At 44.5% G+C, this 16,998-nt stretch carries 13 protein-coding genes; 7 read left to right on the top strand and 6 right to left on the bottom strand.

Annotation, left to right across the window (positions count from 1 at the left end; translation table 11 throughout):
* Window positions 1–40: 40 nt before the first annotated feature.
* Window positions 41–1,537 (bottom strand): glycerol kinase GlpK, encoded by a 1,497-nt coding sequence (gene glpK, locus CWD77_RS14310; protein WP_101074279.1) that lies wholly within the window; start codon window positions 1,535–1,537, stop codon window positions 41–43.
* A 24-nt stretch (window positions 1,538–1,561) separates the two neighbouring features.
* Window positions 1,562–3,151: a glycerol-3-phosphate dehydrogenase/oxidase gene (locus tag CWD77_RS14305; RefSeq protein ID WP_101074278.1), complete on the bottom strand. Its 1,590-nt coding sequence runs from the start codon at window positions 3,149–3,151 to the stop codon at window positions 1,562–1,564.
* Between the two features lie 243 nt (window positions 3,152–3,394).
* Here CWD77_RS14305 and CWD77_RS14300 point away from each other — a divergent pair, with 243 nt between their 5' ends.
* Window positions 3,395–4,165: a DeoR/GlpR family DNA-binding transcription regulator gene (locus CWD77_RS14300; protein ID WP_101074276.1), complete on the top strand. Its 771-nt coding sequence runs from the start codon at window positions 3,395–3,397 to the stop codon at window positions 4,163–4,165.
* On the opposite strand, the gene CWD77_RS14295 is transcribed toward CWD77_RS14300, so the two are convergent.
* Window positions 4,166–5,539, bottom strand: a complete 1,374-nt coding sequence (locus tag CWD77_RS14295; RefSeq protein WP_101074274.1) for a YfcC family protein — start codon at window positions 5,537–5,539, stop codon at window positions 4,166–4,168.
* A 221-nt stretch (window positions 5,540–5,760) separates the two neighbouring features.
* Here CWD77_RS14295 and ppdK point away from each other — a divergent pair, with 221 nt between their 5' ends.
* Window positions 5,761–8,403, top strand: a complete 2,643-nt coding sequence (gene ppdK / locus CWD77_RS14290) for a pyruvate, phosphate dikinase (RefSeq protein ID WP_101074272.1) — start codon at window positions 5,761–5,763, stop codon at window positions 8,401–8,403.
* A 78-nt stretch (window positions 8,404–8,481) separates the two neighbouring features.
* Here the strand turns inward: ppdK and CWD77_RS14285 are convergent, their stop codons facing one another.
* A complete protein-coding gene (locus tag CWD77_RS14285; protein ID WP_101074270.1) occupies window positions 8,482–9,180 on the bottom strand; it encodes a hypothetical protein in 699 nt (232 codons plus the stop codon).
* 178 nt (window positions 9,181–9,358) lie between these two features.
* Here CWD77_RS14285 and CWD77_RS14280 point away from each other — a divergent pair, with 178 nt between their 5' ends.
* Together CWD77_RS14280 and pdxH are read left to right on the top strand one after the other, a co-directional pair.
* The gene (locus tag CWD77_RS14280; RefSeq protein ID WP_101074268.1) at window positions 9,359–10,345 is read left to right on the top strand and encodes a M28 family peptidase; all 987 of its coding nucleotides are present in this window, start codon (window positions 9,359–9,361) and stop codon (window positions 10,343–10,345) included.
* 12 nt (window positions 10,346–10,357) lie between these two features.
* On the top strand, window positions 10,358–11,062 hold the full coding sequence (gene pdxH, locus CWD77_RS14275; RefSeq protein WP_240596835.1) for a pyridoxamine 5'-phosphate oxidase: 705 nt from the start codon (window positions 10,358–10,360) through the stop codon (window positions 11,060–11,062).
* Window positions 11,063–11,137: 75 nt separating this feature from the next.
* On the opposite strand, the gene CWD77_RS15500 is transcribed toward pdxH, so the two are convergent.
* On the bottom strand, window positions 11,138–11,404 hold the full coding sequence (locus tag CWD77_RS15500; RefSeq protein ID WP_133120246.1) for a hypothetical protein: 267 nt from the start codon (window positions 11,402–11,404) through the stop codon (window positions 11,138–11,140).
* 280 nt (window positions 11,405–11,684) lie between these two features.
* Here CWD77_RS15500 and CWD77_RS14270 point away from each other — a divergent pair, with 280 nt between their 5' ends.
* Window positions 11,685–12,575 carry a CPBP family intramembrane glutamic endopeptidase gene (locus CWD77_RS14270; RefSeq protein WP_165779161.1) on the top strand — a complete coding sequence of 297 codons (891 nt, stop codon included), beginning with the start codon at window positions 11,685–11,687 and terminating at the stop codon, window positions 12,573–12,575.
* A gap of 54 nt (window positions 12,576–12,629) precedes the next feature.
* The gene (gene mnmE, locus CWD77_RS14265; protein WP_101074448.1) at window positions 12,630–13,997 is read left to right on the top strand and encodes a tRNA uridine-5-carboxymethylaminomethyl(34) synthesis GTPase MnmE; all 1,368 of its coding nucleotides are present in this window, start codon (window positions 12,630–12,632) and stop codon (window positions 13,995–13,997) included.
* A gap of 106 nt (window positions 13,998–14,103) precedes the next feature.
* Here mnmE and CWD77_RS14260 read toward each other — a convergent pair whose 3' ends face one another.
* Window positions 14,104–15,612, bottom strand: coding sequence for a M24 family metallopeptidase (locus CWD77_RS14260; protein WP_165779160.1), 1,509 nt, complete (start codon window positions 15,610–15,612; stop codon window positions 14,104–14,106).
* A gap of 194 nt (window positions 15,613–15,806) precedes the next feature.
* Between CWD77_RS14260 and epsC the strand changes: the two genes are divergently transcribed.
* Window positions 15,807–16,631, top strand: coding sequence for a serine O-acetyltransferase EpsC (gene epsC / locus CWD77_RS14255; RefSeq protein WP_101074264.1), 825 nt, complete (start codon window positions 15,807–15,809; stop codon window positions 16,629–16,631).
* Window positions 16,632–16,998 lie beyond the last annotated feature (367 nt).

Genomic DNA, 16,998 nt, shown 5'->3' with positions numbered 1-16,998 from the left:
TGTGCAGCAGGCATTTTTTTACCTGCTGCTTTGTGGTTACTTATTTATTGTCAGCCCATGCGATGGCCGCTTTCACAGCTCGTTTCCAACCGTTGGTCAGTTCCTTAACTTTGGCTTGATCCATTTTTGGTTCAAACTTTTCATCAACTTGCCACTGTTGACGGATCTCCTCAATATCATCCCAGTATCCAACGGCAAGTCCGGCGAGATATGCCGCGCCCAATGCCGTTGTTTCGGTGATTTTTGGTCGAATAACCGGTACTTCCAACAGGTCACTCTGGAACTGCATTAAGGTGTTGTTTACAGTTGCACCGCCATCCACCCGAAGTTCTTTGATATCAATGCCTGAGTCGGCATTCATGGCGGTTAGCAGATCGGTTACCTGGTAGGCAATGGAATCCTGGGCTGCTCGTGCAATGTGGGCACGGTTGGTTCCACGGGTAATTCCAACCATAGTACCCCGCGCATGTTGATTCCAATAAGGAGCGCCAAGCCCGGCAAAAGCGGGCACGAGGTAAACACCGTCGGAGTCCTCAACTTTTCCGGCAAAATATTCGATATCCTTCGATTCCTGGATAATGCTCATCTCATCACGCAGCCACTGAACTACGGCTCCTGCAATAAATACGGATCCTTCCAGTGCATACGTTGTTTTGCCGTTCACTTTCCAGGCAACGGTGGTAAGCAGGTTATTTTCTGATTTAATCGGTTTGTCGCCAATATTCATCAGCATAAAGCAACCCGTGCCGTATGTGTTTTTCACCATGCCTTTTTCTGTACACATCTGTCCGAACAGGGCAGACTGCTGATCTCCGGCTATCCCTGCAATCGGCACCTTACTCGCAAACAGAGTGGTCTTTGTATTTCCATATACTTCACTCGACTGTCTTACCTCCGGCAGCATGCTTTTAGGGATGTCCATCAGTTCAAGAATTTCATCATCCCAATCCATGGTGTTGATATTGAATAGCAGTGTTCGGGAAGCATTTGTTACATCAGTGATGTGCAGTTCGCCCTGTGTAAAATTCCAGATCAGCCACGAGTCGATCGTACCGAATGCCAATTCTCCATTTTCTGCTTTTTCCCGGGCTCCCTCAACATTGTCCAGAATCCATTTCACTTTTGTGCCGGAGAAATAGGCATCGATAACGAGTCCGGTTTTATCCTGAATCATTTCAGCATGTCCATCTTCTTTTAGCTGATCACAATAGTCTGATGTTCGGCGATCCTGCCATACAATGGCGTTGTAAACCGGCTGGCCGGATTCTCTGTCCCAAACCACTGTAGTTTCCCGCTGATTGGTGATTCCGATACCTGAAAGCGCTTTTCCGTTAATGCCGGCAGAAGCGACCGCCTCGGCTGCAGTACCCGCCTGAGTTGACCATATTTCCTGAGCGTCATGCTCTACCCAGCCCGGCTTGGGATAAATTTGTCTGAACTCTTTTTGAGCCGTTGATACGATAGCGCCTTGCTTGTTAAAGACGATTGCGCGGGAGCTTGTAGTCCCCTGATCCAGTGATAAGATGTATTGTTCCATGGGTTCTGTTGTATTGGTTATTGGTTAAATTGTTTGTGCTGGTTTGTACTCTTCCAATAAGTAGCGATTGGCAAGTTCAATGAAAGATTCGGTCTGTTCTTTAGCCCAGGAGTCGTCTTTGCCAAACTCCCGTTGCATTAAGCCGGCTACCGTTTCGGCCATCTCAATGGCAGCGCGTGCATCTAAAAACAGTACCCGTACTCTTCGTGCAAGAAAGTCTTCCACGGTTCGGGCCATTTCGTGTCGTACAGCCCAGATGACCTGAGCTTTTAAATATGGATAATTTTCGTGAATGGGTTTGCTCCAGTCCGGATTTTCTTCGAAAAGGGATTCTATACCTGCTTTGTCTGATCCGTAAAAGTAGAGTGGATCCCGGAAGTCAACATTTTCTACGTATCCATGAATTTGCATCTCTTCTGTCCGGCTTTCATTTCCTTTCAGTTGACGGACTTTCACAGCTTTATCAACTGTATCTTCTCCCATCTTCCTGAAAGTGGTCCACTTGCCGCCTGTAATGGTAATCAGTCCTGATTCAGAAACGATTATTTTGTGGCTTCTGGAGATCTCCTTTGTTTTGTCGGAATCTCCTTTGGGAGCCGCGAGGGGTCGCAAGCCCGCAAACACACTTTTCACATCTTTGCGTGTAGGAGCTTTACTCAGATATTTTTTGGCGGTGGTAAGTATAAATTCAATCTCTTCTTCGAGGGCGGTTGGTTCCAGACTGTGCTCGTCCAGGGGAGTATCCGTTGTTCCAACTACAACTTTATCGTGCCATGGAACGGCAAACAGAACCCGGCCGTCGTCAGTTTTAGGAATCATTATGGCATCTTTGCCCGGCATAAATTCTTTATCCAAAACAAGGTGAACTCCCTGGCTGGGACGAATAGTCTTTTTGTGATCGGGCTGATCCATCTCCATGATCTCATCCACAAATACACCGGTTGCATTTATTACCGCTTTCCCTTTGAAATTGTACTCTTTGCCACTCTCCTTATCAATAGCCTTGACTCCGGTTATTTCTTCACCGTTTTTCAGAAGTCCGTTCACTTCAAAGTAGTTGAATACATCCGCGCCCTGTTCAATAGCTGTTTGAGCTACATTGATAGCAAGGCGTGAATCGTCAAACTGGCCGTCGTGGTAAACAACTCCGCCTTTTAAACCTTTTTGATTGATGGTCGGAATTCTGGAAATTGTCTGTTTTTTAGAGATTCCCTTTGATTTACCAAGACTCAGCTTGCCGGATAGCAGATCATACATCTTTAATCCGACGGTGTAGAAAAGCTTGTTGAATCGTGTGTAGTTCGGAATTACAAAGACTTCGTTCTGCACAAGATGAGGCGCGTTCTTTTGAAGCAGTCCTCTCTCCCGAAGCGCTTCTCTTACCAAATCGATATTACCCTGGGCTAAATACCGAACCCCCCCGTGTACAAGCTTGGTGCTTCTGCTGGATGTTCCTTTCGTAAAATCAGACTGTTCTACCAGCAGCGTATTGAGTCCTCTTGATACAGCATCCAAAGCAACACCTAATCCTGTAGCTCCTCCTCCGATGATGATCACATCCCAAACCTTTTCAGGATTCTTCTCTATTTTAGTAATTTTTTCAGCTCTGTTCATAATTGTATGGGTTAATGAACTAAATGTTTCGTTATGCTCTGGTAATATTATAAAACAAAAGTAAATGAAACTCAAATGAAACTCTCAAATATTCATATTGCATGTATTTGGGCTTTTAAGCTATGGTTGATAAAATACGGTCTTAGTTATTGAGGTTCAGGTATTTCATATTGTTTCGATTTGAGTAGAATTTTGTGAAAAAAAGTCCAGTTTGTATCTTAAAACAAAAAATGAAAGCGTAAAATGAATATTTCAGAACGCCACGAAATAATTTTAAATAAACTGAAAGAGGAAGGAAGGGTTAACGTTCAAGAGTTGAGTGATGAACTTTCCGTTTCTGAAGTAACGATCCGTAAAGATCTACGCCTATTGGAGGACAAGAATCTGCTATTCAGGACTCACGGAGGGGCAACGGTATCAAATCCATACACCAGCGACCGGCCGGTTTCGGAAAAAGCGAAGGTTCAGGCTAAAGAGAAAGAATCTATTGCGAAGGAAGCTGTAAAACTGATAGGCGATAATGATTCAATTATCCTGGCATCGGGTACAACTGTATCTGCATTAGCCGGGGAAATCTATTCTACAAATCGTCTTAATGTGATTACGTCTTCTCTTGATGTTTCACTGATGCTTTCTGGAAGAGATAATATTGATATTACACAGCTCGGCGGGCAGCTACGGCCAAGTTCCAACTCGGTTGTGGGACCTTATGCAGAACACTTTTTAAGCAGTATCACATGTGGAATACTATTTCTTGGAGTGGATGGGGTGGATCTGGAATATGGGCTAACAACAACAAACTTGATGGAGGCCAGCCTCAATCAGAAGTTTATAGATATTTCTCAATACACGGTGGTACTGGCAGATCATACAAAATTTGGAAAACGTGGATTTGGACGAATTTGTACGATCGACAGGATACAGCACATCATTACCGATGAAGGCACACCGTCATCCATCATCAATGATCTTGAAAAAAAAGGCATCCGTGTGACGGTGGCAAAGGTAGACTGATCAAGAGTAACCTAACATCACCATAGCCACCATGCAGACTGCGGCAAACGCGAGCAGCTTGCCAAGCAGCGGAAGGCAGAAACGGAACCAGCGATCGTAAGGAACACCGGCCATCCCAAGAATTCCCATCAATACAGCATTGGTAGGCACAATCATATTTGCAAAACCATCGCCAAACAGAAATGCCTGAACGGCAATCTGTCGGGATACTCCGAGCAGATCGCTCAGCGGTGCCATCAAAGGCATGGTTACAAAAGCCTGCCCGCTCCCTGAAGGGACGAACAGATTCAGAATGGTCTGCATAATCATCATTCCAACTGCAGAAAGCTCGGGTCCTACACTTGAGAGGGGGACAGACAGTGCGTTTACAATCGTGTGAAGAATTTCACCATCTTCCATGATCAAGGCAATTCCTCGGGCAACACCTACAAGCAGTGCTGTTTCGGTTAGATCCTTGGCTCCTTTTACAAACTCCTGAGCCATCAGGCTCGGCCCGATTTTTCCAATAATTGCCGTTACTACTCCAAGAATCACAAAAGCAGCTCCAAGTTCAGTGAGGTACCATCCACGGGTGGCGATACCCCAAACCGCAATACCCAGGGCCAGTATAAATGAAAAAAGAATAGCAACGTGCGATGTGGAAAGTTTTGGATATTCCTTTGGTGAGGCACCTGATTCAGGCGGTGCAACTCCTGTCATCAAACTTTTATTCGGATCATTTTGAACCTTTCGTGAATAACTGTAAACATGGTGGGCGCCTATCATCACAAAAGGCAGAAGTATGCCCATACGAACCTGCCATCCGGAGTAAGTAGGAAGGTCAGCAACTCCTTGTGCCACTACAACTGTGTATTGATTAAATGCTGCTGCACCATAACCAATGCCATACCCTGCCACAATAATTCCAACGGCCGTCATTGTATCCATATTCATGGTTCGGCAAAGGGCTGCCAGAATGAGAACAAACGGAATATACTCTGCCGAAGCGCCCATTGCGCTGGATGCCAGGGCAAAAACAAATACAGTGATGAAGATTAAGGTACCCGGTCGCCCACCCAGGCGTTCGAGTAAACGCCCAAGAAGTGCATCAATAGCACCGGTTTTACGGATCACCGCCAGAACACCGCCAATGATGAAGAGGAAAAAGATAATATCCTGTGCAGCTGCAAAAGCCCGCGGTATTGCGGTGAATAGAGTAATGGGGCCTAAAAACTCTCCGTCCTCAGCAGTTTGAAAAGTACCAGGAATAACAACCTCACGGTCGTTTACAATTTGAGTGTCGAACTGTCCCTGGGGTATTATCCACGTAGCAACTAATGCTGCTACCATCAAAAAGAAAAGCAGCGTTAGCGTGTGAGGCATTTTAAATTTCATGCAGAGAGAATCAAAGATTCAAAATTAAGTTGATCAACAGGAAAATAGTCAGCCCGAGAGAGCTAACCAAAAAGAGTTGCAGCCGGTACTTTCAATCAGAGTGGTGTTCACATATTCCACATATTTACACTGTAAGTTGATTGATAGGTAGAAAATTTTATGTAATATAGATAGAAAGAAAAGGGACGCATATCTAGTAAACATAACAATCGGAGGATTACATGGAAGTAGAGGCAAAAGGAGCACAAATCTATACATTTGGATCAGGAAGTGCGGATGGGGACCGCTCAATGAAACAGTTACTGGGTGGAAAGGGGGCAAACTTAGCGGAGATGTCTAGCATAGGGTTACCGGTTCCGGCCGGATTTACCATTTCTACAGAAGCCTGCCACTATTATTCTACACATGATGGTAAATGGCCCAGGGGTTTAAAAAAGCAGATAAAAAGAGGTGTGAAGTTTATCGAAGAGATTATGGGAACACATCTCGGGGACTCGGAGCATCCGTTGCTGCTTTCGGTTCGATCGGGTGCGGCTACCTCAATGCCGGGCATGATGGATACGGTGCTCAATTTAGGATTAAACGATAAAAGTGTGGAAGCGCTATCCCGTCATACGGATAACGAGCGTTTTGCTTACGACAGTTACCGGAGATTCATCGATATGTTTGGTGGCGTGGTAATGGGAATAGCTCATGAAAAGTTTGAAAGAGCTATTGAAAAACTCAAAGATGAAAAAGGAGTTGAGGAGGATACTGGTCTTGATACGGAAGATTTAAAAGAACTTGTTGAGCGGTATAAAGCTGTATACCGGAAAGCCACCGGACATATGTTTCCCAACGACCCTTTTGAGCAGCTTGAGTTTGCCATTAACGCGGTATTTAGTTCCTGGGATAGTGACAGGGCTGTGAAGTATCGTAAAATTAACCAGATAGAGGGTTTGTTGGGAACGGCCGTTAACGTGCAGGCAATGGTATTTGGCAACATGGGTAACGATTGTGCAACCGGTGTATGTTTTACCAGAAATCCATCAACCGGAGAAAATAAGCTGTATGGAGAATTTTTAATAAATGCACAAGGGGAAGATGTAGTTGCGGGAATCCGTACCCCTAAAGATGTCACTGAACTTAAAAACACCATGCCTGAAGCTTTTGACGAACTGCAGGAACACTGCAATCGTCTTGAAATGCATTATGGAAACATGCAGGATATTGAGTTTACCATTCAGAAAGGAACTCTCTACATCCTGCAAACCAGGAATGGGAAGCGAACGGGGAAAGCAGCTGTAAAAATTGCTGTAGATATGGTTGATGAAGGTAAGATCGACAACCGTAAAGCTGTTAAGTCGCTGGTAGAACCCACTCATTTAGATCAGCTACTTCATCCACAAATTGATGTTGATTCCGTTGATAAAAGTAAAATTTTGGGCACCGGTCTTCCTGCCTCACCCGGTGCTGCGGTTGGCCGAGTTGTATTCAGTTCAGAAAAGGCAGAAGAGACTGCCTCCGAGGAAAATCCGGTCATACTGGTTAGAATAGAAACCAGCCCCGAAGATGTAGGGGGAATGTCTGCCGCAGAAGGAATTCTGACATCCAGAGGTGGAATGACCAGTCACGCTGCCGTTGTGGCCCGGGGATGGGGCAAACCGTGTGTGGCAGGTTGCGGGGATATCGTGATAAACTACAAGAAGAAACAGTTTACCAATGGTACCAAAACCATAAAAGAGGGGGACTGGATTTCTATTGACGGTACTCGTGGAACCGTGATTGAAGGAAAAAAAGAGGTCGTTAAACCTGAGATGGATGACGACTACTACACGTTTATGAACTGGGTTGATGAATACCGGGATATGGGTGTGAGAACTAATGCTGATAGCCCTGAAGATTCAGCCCGGGCTCGTGAATTCGGTGCCGAGGGAATTGGCCTTTGCCGGACAGAGCATATGTTTTTCGGTGAAGATCGAATTAAAGCGATGAGACGAATGATTATTTCGGAAACAGACGATGAGCGTCGGGACGCGTTAATGACTCTGCTACCGTATCAGAAGAAAGACTTCAAAGAAATTTTTGAAGTGATGGACGGACTACCGGTTACAATTCGCTTGCTAGATCCGCCCCTGCATGAATTCCTGCCGGATGAAAAAGAGGAAATTGCCCGGGTAGCAGATGAACTGGGAATTGATCATCAAAAATTTTCAGAAATTGTAAGATCACTCAGTGAATTCAATCCAATGCTTGGCCACCGCGGCTGCAGGTTAGGTATTACGTACCCTGCTATTACAGAAATGCAGACCCGTGCAATTATTGAAGCAGCAGTTGAGCTAAAAATGGAAGGCAAGAAAGTATTTCCGGAAATAATGGTTCCGCTAATTGGAACGCCTCAGGAATTTCATAGCCAGAAACTGGTAATAGATGAAGTAGCTGAAGAGGTATTTGAGGAGATGGAAGAAACGGTGGAATATAAGGTGGGTACGATGATTGAAATACCAAGAGCCACTTTGGTCGCGGAAAAGATCGCTAAAGAAGCTGAGTTCTTTTCATTTGGCACCAACGATCTTACTCAGATGACGTTTGGCTACAGTCGTGATGATGCCGGTAAGTTTCTCAAGGTCTATCTGGATGAGGGAATTTTACAGAATGACCCTTTCCAGGTTTTGGACATTGAAGGCGTAGGACAACTGGTAGAACTTGCCACGAAAAAAGGGCGTGAGCAGAATGAAAAGCTAAAGGTAGGAATTTGCGGTGAGCACGGAGGAGACCCTAAAAGCGTTGCTTTCTGCTACAAGCAGGGACTGAACTACGTTTCCTGTTCACCATTCAGGGTGCCGGTGGCCAGGCTCGCTGCGGCTCAGGCTGCATTGGAATGAATTAAAAACTAATCGACGGTCACTTTAAAAGTGACCGTCGATTTTTGTACTTGTTCGAGAAACTGCAGTAAAGATTCACTACTGATTACTAATCCGGTATCGGATAATATCTTCCAGGGGGATGTCTTCGCCGTTCTCTTCCTGCAGACGTTCGATAAGAGCGGTTGTGACACCGATCCGCTGCATCCGGATGAGCTGCTCCATGGTTACATCACGGTAGCCAAGGTCATGTATGTTACTGGTATAGAATGCGGTTACTCCGGCGCTCCTGAGGTTAACCAAATCTTCCACAGTGGGCTCGTAACCCAATTCGATCATCATCGCTATAAACGCTGAGGATGCGTCAGCTTGTGCAAGGCTCACGGCTTCATCTAATGTTAAATCCGTAAACCCAAGTGCCCGGACATTTGAAATATAAGTGGCTGTTACTCCCTTGCTGCGAAGATCTCGGAGATCATCATGGTTCAGTCCGGCGTAACCCATCTCCACCATTCTGTTGTTCATTCGGTTTAAAAGATCTTCGCTGGGCTGACTGGTGGTTACGGTTTGAAAAATGGAGGAAATGGGATTAAAAGAGATGCCGGATACACCTCTCAAAAGAAAGAACCCGACTACAATTAATACGATAATGCCAAAATAGTTTTTTCGGGGCTTGGGTATTTCAGGCTCTTCCTGCTTAATAGAAGTTCGCTTTTCTGCACGGTCCAGATAGTCGTCCAGAGGATCGGGCTCTGAATTTCTCAGACTGTTTTTAAGATTATTCTTATTTGAACTCATACCAATTGAAATTCGTGAAGCGAGCAACTTGAATGATCAAACCTTTCAATGGAGGCTCTAATGCTGAATTAATGTACGGCCAATGCAAAATATAGTTACAAGTGCAATCTCCTTCTTAATATTAGTTAAAATACCCTATTTTCATATCAGAAAATACATCACAAAATGGATCAAAATCATGAATAGACCATACCAAAATTTTCGCTACTTACTGCCTGTTTTATTGTTGGCATTTCTTGGAGCTTGTAATCAGATTGAAGAAGAACCGGAACCGTATTCTATTGTAGATACAGAGCAGGTTCTGGCTGATCTGGAGTACCTTGCCTCAGACGAGCTGGAAGGCCGCAAAACCAATACCGAAGGTAACCGAATGGCTCAGGAATATATCGAAGAGAGATTTGAAGATTTGGGCTTAAAAATGTTTGGCGACAGCTACCGACACCTTTTTGATCATTCGAGTCCGAGATCTGAAGAGGAATTTGTAGATGCGGTGAACCTGATCGCCTATGTGGAAGGCAGTACGAATCCGGATCGATATATTGTGGTAACGGCGCACTACGATCACCTTGGAGTACGGGAAGATGAGATTTACAACGGCGCGGATGACAACGCCTCGGGTACCGGCGGTTTGATGGCGGCAGCTCGCCACTTTACAAATGTAGAACCGGAAAACAGCATCATTTTTATCGCGCTGGATGCCGAGGAGCAGGGTTTGGGCGGCGCGCGCTATTTTGTTGATAATCCGGTGGTTCCGCTCGATCAGATAGTGATGAATGTAAACATGGATATGATCAGCAATAACTTTGAAAATGAACTCTACGCGGTTGGCACCTACCACTATCCATTTTTGAAACCGATGATTGCAGAATCTACTGCCGATGCCCCTATTAATGTACTGTTTGGTTACGATTCTGATGAGTGGCCGCAGGACTGGACGATGTCGTCCGATCACGGGCCGTTTCACGCAAAAGGAATACCGTTTGTCTACTTTGGAGTTGAGGATCATCCCCACTACCACGCGCCCACGGACACCTATGAAAACACAAATCCTGATTTTTACCTGATGGCTGTGGAAACCATTATCGGCGTACTTGAGGATCTGGATACTCAATTGGATGATGTTGTTGAAGCTTCCGAAGAGATGGAAGCTGAACCGGCAGAATAACTCATATAAGTTATGTTTAGTTTTTTCAGAAGATGGATTCCGGCTAAGGATGAGGTGTCAAAGCCAAAGACCGCCGCTCGTCAGGCCGTGGAGATGCTGCGGCGTGAGTATGCCGGAGAACCCTTTTTGGAGGAACATGTCAGTGAGGATCCGATTAGACAATTTGCAGATTGGTTCGATGAAGCCGTCGACAAAATTAAAACCGATCCCAACGCGATGATCCTGGCAACGGCTGATCAGGATGGAAAACCATCGAGCCGAACCGTATTGCTGAAAGGATATGATGAGAACGGATTTGTTTTCTATACCAACTACGGCAGCCGGAAAGGACGGCAGATTTTAGAGAATCCGCAGGTCTCTATTACGTTTTACTGGCCCGAGCTTATGAGGCAGATTCACATTGAAGGTCAGGCGGAGAAGGTTTCTGAAGAACAGTCGGATGCATACTTCAGCAAGCGGCCTTCTGCCAGTCAGTTGAGCGCTTTGGCATCATCTCAAAGTGAAACTGTTGAATCCAGAAAGACTTTGGAAAAGCAACTAAAAGCGATGGAAAAGAAGTTTAGCGGAGGAAAAATTACAAGGCCGGAGAACTGGGGTGGATTTCGGGTAAAACCCAACCGGATTGAATTTTGGCAGGGACGACTGAACCGGCTTCACGATCGGATTTGTTATAAAAAGAAAGATGGAGAGTGGAAAATATTCAGACTGGCTCCATAATAAACCTGACAGCACCCACCGGATCTGTCAGCGTTTATAGAGAAAATTTAATCTGTGTTTTTGAAATACAGATGGTTATTCGGTACTCATGTCGAGTTCATCAGTTTCCACAGAATCTACGGCTGTTACATTTTCCTCACAGCAGTCTTGCCTGCCCGCCTCGTACCCCTCATTAAATGCAGTTACAGCAGACTCCCAACCAATGGCCAGTGAGAGACTGAACATTAAAATTGACGCGACGAAATAGTACCGGACTTTTTCATTGATTTGGAGTGATTTGATAAAGAAGCCCGAAAATCCAACAATGAACAAAGCGATTGATGTTAATAACAGGATATCCACGAATAGGTCCATCTCTTTCTCCTTTACGTTCTTGATATTATTTAGCCTGAGAATAAAAAAATTGTAAAATCATTTCTCAGATGCATCAAATTTCTAATGTTTTACATCAATTACAATAAGAAACGTGAGAGTACACAATAGACTCCAATCAACCGAGGTACATTGATGGTTGTCTGCATATCGAATGGATGAATAAGTAGCGACTCCTTCTGAGTAAATTTGATATTTTTATACAATTAACCTATTGTTTTTATGTCACCTGAAAATAATGATGATGTCCATGAAATCAGACCAAAAAAGAGATGTAAGAGAGCGTTTTAGTAAAGTTCGGATCAAAAAAGCAGCCATTGTAACCTTCCTGTTTCTGTTATTGAGTTCAATTTTTATTGCGATTGGGTACAATAAACTGTCTGGTACCAATGCTGAAATTTTGACCTTTTATGTTTTATACGTTGTCCCTTTTCTGATCTATCTGTATTTCATAAAAAAATATGACCTTTCCAGTGTCGCAATTTTTGATGGAGCGCTGTCCGATCTGAGGCAAGTCTGGTTTTTTGTGCCTTTAATTATCATGACGTTTGGAGTGGTTTGGGTCACCATATTAGTGTTTAACACAATCAGTCCGGAGTTAGCTGAATGGTATTTTGATTGGCTAAACAGTGCGGAACTGTTTGATGTTGGACCTGATACATCATTATTACAATATGGCTTAATTTTTTTTGTAGTGGCCGTTTTTGCTCCGCTTGTTGAGGAAATTATTTTCAGAGGTATTATGGTTGAAAGATTCGGTGCAAAATATGGGTATAAAAGTGCTGTTTTTTTCTCCTCTTTTTTATTTGGAGTATTGCACATGGATGTGATCGGAGCCTTTGTTTTCGGATTGGTGCTTAGTATTCTCTATTTGAGAACCCGCTCTCTCTTGCTTCCCTTCTTAGTCCACGCAGCCAACAATGGAGCAGTCATGCCTTTGATCTTTTTTGATGAATCCTTCAATGTAGACTCTTGGGAAAAAATTGATCCGTATTTGGAAAACATCTGGATCGGAGTGCTCCTTTTTGTGAGTTCTTTTGGGTGGCTGATCTGGTTTCTGAAAGATAATTGGAAAATTGTACACGAGGCTGAACCATTTCCATTGAAAACAAATGAAGACATTGATGATATTGATCGATAACTTTCCCCAAATAAATTTTGAATAACTCTTACGGTTTAAAACTACTTGACTGATATCAACCAACAATCACCTATCGCCGCCATCGCAACTCCCGTGGGAGAAGGTGGAATTGCCGTGATCCGCGTCTCCGGTAGAGGAGCGTTAGAGAAGGTTCAGAACTGCTTCAAAGGAAAGGATCTCACTAAGGCAGATTCCCATACGGTTCACTTTGGGAAGATCGTCAAAAAGGATGGCCGGATTGTGGATGAAGTTTTGGCCACAATCTTCCGATCTCCAAAATCGTACACGGGCGAAGATACGGTTGAGGTTTCATGCCACGGCGGAGTGCTGGTAACACAGGCTGTTCTGGAAACCATTTTGGAACAGGGTGTTCGTTCCGCTGAGCCCGGCGAATTTACCCAACGGGCATTTCTGAACGGCAAACTGGACCTGGATCAGGCCGAAGCTGTAGCCGATCTGATTCACGCCAAGAGCATCAAGGCGGTGGATGCGGCACATCAGCAGCTTGAAGGACGCTTGGGCAAGCATATCAAGGAGTTTCGTCAGCAGATCATTGACGCTACGGCCATGGTGGAACTGGAGCTCGATTTTATAGAAGAGGATGTGGAGTTTGCCAATAAAGAGCAGCTTCGGAAACTTCTCTCAGATGTGAACGAAGAGATTGCCCGGCTTCTCGATACCTACGAAACCGGGCGGTTGGTGAAGGATGGAGTGAAGACCGTTTTTATCGGGAGGCCGAATGCAGGGAAGTCTACTCTGCTGAATACGCTGGTTGGATCTGAGCGAGCTATTGTAACAGAAATTGCCGGCACCACACGCGATACGATTGATGCAGACTGGAGCTACGAAGGACTCCTGTTCAAGCTGATTGACACAGCCGGACTTCGGGATACAGAAGATGTGATTGAAGCCGAAGGGGTAAAACGTTCGCAAAAAGCATTTGAGCAGGCCGACCTTGTTGTCTACCTGAAAGATCTTTCACTCCCGCTCGATCCGGAAGAACGTGAAGAGGTAGCAGGATTTCAAAAACGGGCTGCTGCAACTCCATTTTTACTGATTGGGACAAAACTTGACCTGGAAGACACTTCAGAGGAAGAGAGAATCGATTATGATCTGAAAATCTCCGCGCTGGAAGAGCAGAACATCGATGACCTCAAGAAATTGATGAAGCAACGGGCGCTTGAAAACAAAGATTACGACACCTCCAGTCTGTTGGTCACCTCCTCCCGCCATCGCGACGCTCTGCAAAAAGCACGGGAGAACGTGCAGCGAGCTATCCAGGCACTCGACCAGGGCATGACCGGCGATTTTCTCTCCATCGATCTGCGTTCCGCCCTCAAAGAGCTGGGTGCGATTACCGGGGAGATTACGAATGAACATGTTCTCGATTCGATATTCTCGCGGTTTTGTATCGGGAAATAATGAGAAAAGAATATCGAACCGCAGAATAATGAACGCCGAATGTAGAAGTTTTTAAACTTCATCATTCGATATTCAATATTCGATATTCTGCGGTTCAGCTTCGCTGTTATTCCAATTTTATATCAAACTTCTGCAGCATTCCCTCCTCACGCATCAACGCTTCAATACCTTCTATATCTCGTGGTACATGATCGGTTATGATCTCTACACCTTCCTCGGTAACGACAATCATATCTTCCAGACGTACATAAATATTTTCTTCCGGAACCCTGAACTGTGGTTCTATCACAAAAACCATTCCCGGTTCAACCGGTGTGGAGTAGTCACCAACATCGTGCACGGCAAGACCAACACCATGCCCCAAGCCCATTCCCGGATTTTGTGCCCTATCTCTATATGAGTTGATAAAATCTTCAGCTGCCTGCCTGTAAAGCTCTTTTGAAAATTCCATTTCAGCAAATACAGAATCGAACTCTGCCAGTGCATTCTGCATTATTTCCTGAGGAGTGAGTCCGATCTCAATATTGTTTAAAATCGTCTCATACCATTCTAAGTAGAAACCGTAAAGCTCCCGCTGAACAGGATTAAATGTACCGTTAACAGGCCACATTCTTGCCATATCGCTTGTGTAGTAGTTGTAAACAGGTCCGTAATCCATCAGGATCATATCTCCATCGCGACCCGGTCGTTCACTGCCGTGGTAGTGATTCATGTACGCGTCCGGGCCGATGTGAGTCAGCGCATAGTACCCTTCTCCTTCAATACCGTTTTTCCAATAGATATAGCGGGCTATAGCTTCCATCTCATACGCTTTGATACCCACTTCTGTAGATCGTATTGATTCCATAATGGCCTCCGCCTGCAGGTCACTTGAAATGGTTATCAGCTCGATTTCTGCCGGACTTTTGATCTTTCTCATCTCATCGGTAATCGGGTCCAGGTTTTCCATTTCCAAATTTCCGGTCAGTTCTTCAAGATGATTGATAAACTCCTGATGTCGTCCGGGGCGCTCATCAAATGGATCGCTTTCTCTGTCTGTTAACGTACGGTTTGCGATCGATCGAGTCACCCCTAAGTTTTCATAAGGGCTTAAATGTGTATATACAAATGAATAATTCGAGCCACTGTTTAAACATTCAATATCCTCTTCTAATTCAGTGATATGCTTCACATCATCAATTCCGGAAAGCTCTTTCACCAATTCAGCGTCCTGATAGGAAAGCATTTTTCCCTCACCGTACTCCCTTCGCTCATTTTGATCCTGCAGATAAACCGTTGCGGAACCGGACTTTCCATCCAGAATCATGTACGCATAGGGCGATTCAATGCCGGAGAGATAGTAGAATTCATTATTCTGGCGAAAAAACTGAAATCCCATCGGCATGGGTGCTCCCTGGACAATTGCAAAAGCATCACTGCCAATGGCTTCGTAAACATCATTTCGGCGTTCGGCAAACTCCTGCGGAGTAAAGTGCTCTGTAAAAAGAGGCCGTTCCTCTTTTTCGGTTGAGGTGTTCCAATTTTGCTGTGCAATTCCATCGGAAAAAGAACTGAAAATCATCATTCCAATGAGGAACGGTAATGTATATATGGAGGAAAGTACTTTTGATTTCATGAGTATGAACATTTTAGTTTAATGAGAACCTCTTGCACGATTCTACATAAAATTTTTCAGATTATGAATTGATTAGGCTTCCCAGAATTATTTTTAACAAAACAGACAATGGAATTCTCAAACGAGAACTGCAGAAAGGTTGTTAATGAATTTCATATGTTTACTAAAGGATATTTAATTCAAGATTATAGAGAATGGATAAAGAGTTTATTGATGAGCTTTTAAAGTCACACAAAGAGGCCTCCAAATGCCCGCCACCGGAAATGGTGATCCAGTTTTTTGATGAGCTTCTTGGGGTTCTGTTTCCTGAATTTGCCATGGATCGGTTTGAAGATGCCGATGAAATCACTCAACGACTTGATGAACTGAAAAAGAGACTGAGGACCATCTTTGATCACAATAAGGAGTGCGTTAAGAGCGGGGTGAAGGATTTGGAGAAGGATGTTTTTGAAGCGTTGCCGGTAACCCGATCCAAACTGTTGCTGGATATTGAGGCGATCTATATGGGTGATCCCGCCGCAAAGACTCGTGGAGAGGTAATTAGAACGTATCCCGGATTTTATGCTGTTGCGGCACACAGAATCGCTCACCTTTTGCTAAAGCTTGGTGTTAATTTAATCCCTCGCATTATTTCGGAGCATGCTCACCGCCAAACAGGTATCGATATTCACCCGGGAGCAGAGATTGGCGACTACTTCTGTATTGATCACGGCACCGGAATTGTGATTGGCGAAACGACAATTATCGGTTCAAAAGTAAAAATCTACCAAGGGGTGACACTAGGTGGATTGAGTGTGAAGAAGGAAGATGCCAAGAAAAAACGTCACCCTACTATAAAAGATAATGTGGTGCTCTATGCCGGGGCAACTATTTTGGGCGGTGAAACGGTGATCGGCGAGAACAGCATTATTGGCGGTAATGTTTGGCTGACCAAAAGTGTGCCGGCAAACTCAAAAATTTACTACCAGGCGAAGATGACGAACACTGAAGGTAAAACGGATACGATAACGTTTAAGTGATAAAACCTGACAGCACCAACCGGATCTGTCAGCGTTTGGATGGAAAAGCAATATTTGATTGAACTTTTTCGAGGGATAAATCCCACGCTCGTATATTGAACCCAATCACGGGTTCAAAGTTGTATCAGATCAAAAAAAGTCAGCCCTCTTTAGGCTGAATATACGAGCCGGTCATTCATGGCCGGAAACAATCTGACAGCGTTTTAAAGAAAAAGCATTGGACGCTTGCAGGTGCTTTGCACGCTGCCAGGTCGGAATTAAATAAACCTGACAGCACCCACTGGATAGGTCAGTGTTGTGAAGAAAAAGCATTGGACGCTTACAGGAACCGACAGCCGTCGTTACGCTGTCAGATTGGAATTTAATA

Source organism: Rhodohalobacter barkolensis (assembly GCF_002834295.1).
Lineage (GTDB): Bacteria > Bacteroidota > Rhodothermia > Balneolales > Balneolaceae > Rhodohalobacter > Rhodohalobacter barkolensis.
Note: the sequence above shows the minus strand (reverse complement) of the source record. Positions and strands in the feature narration are given on the sequence as shown.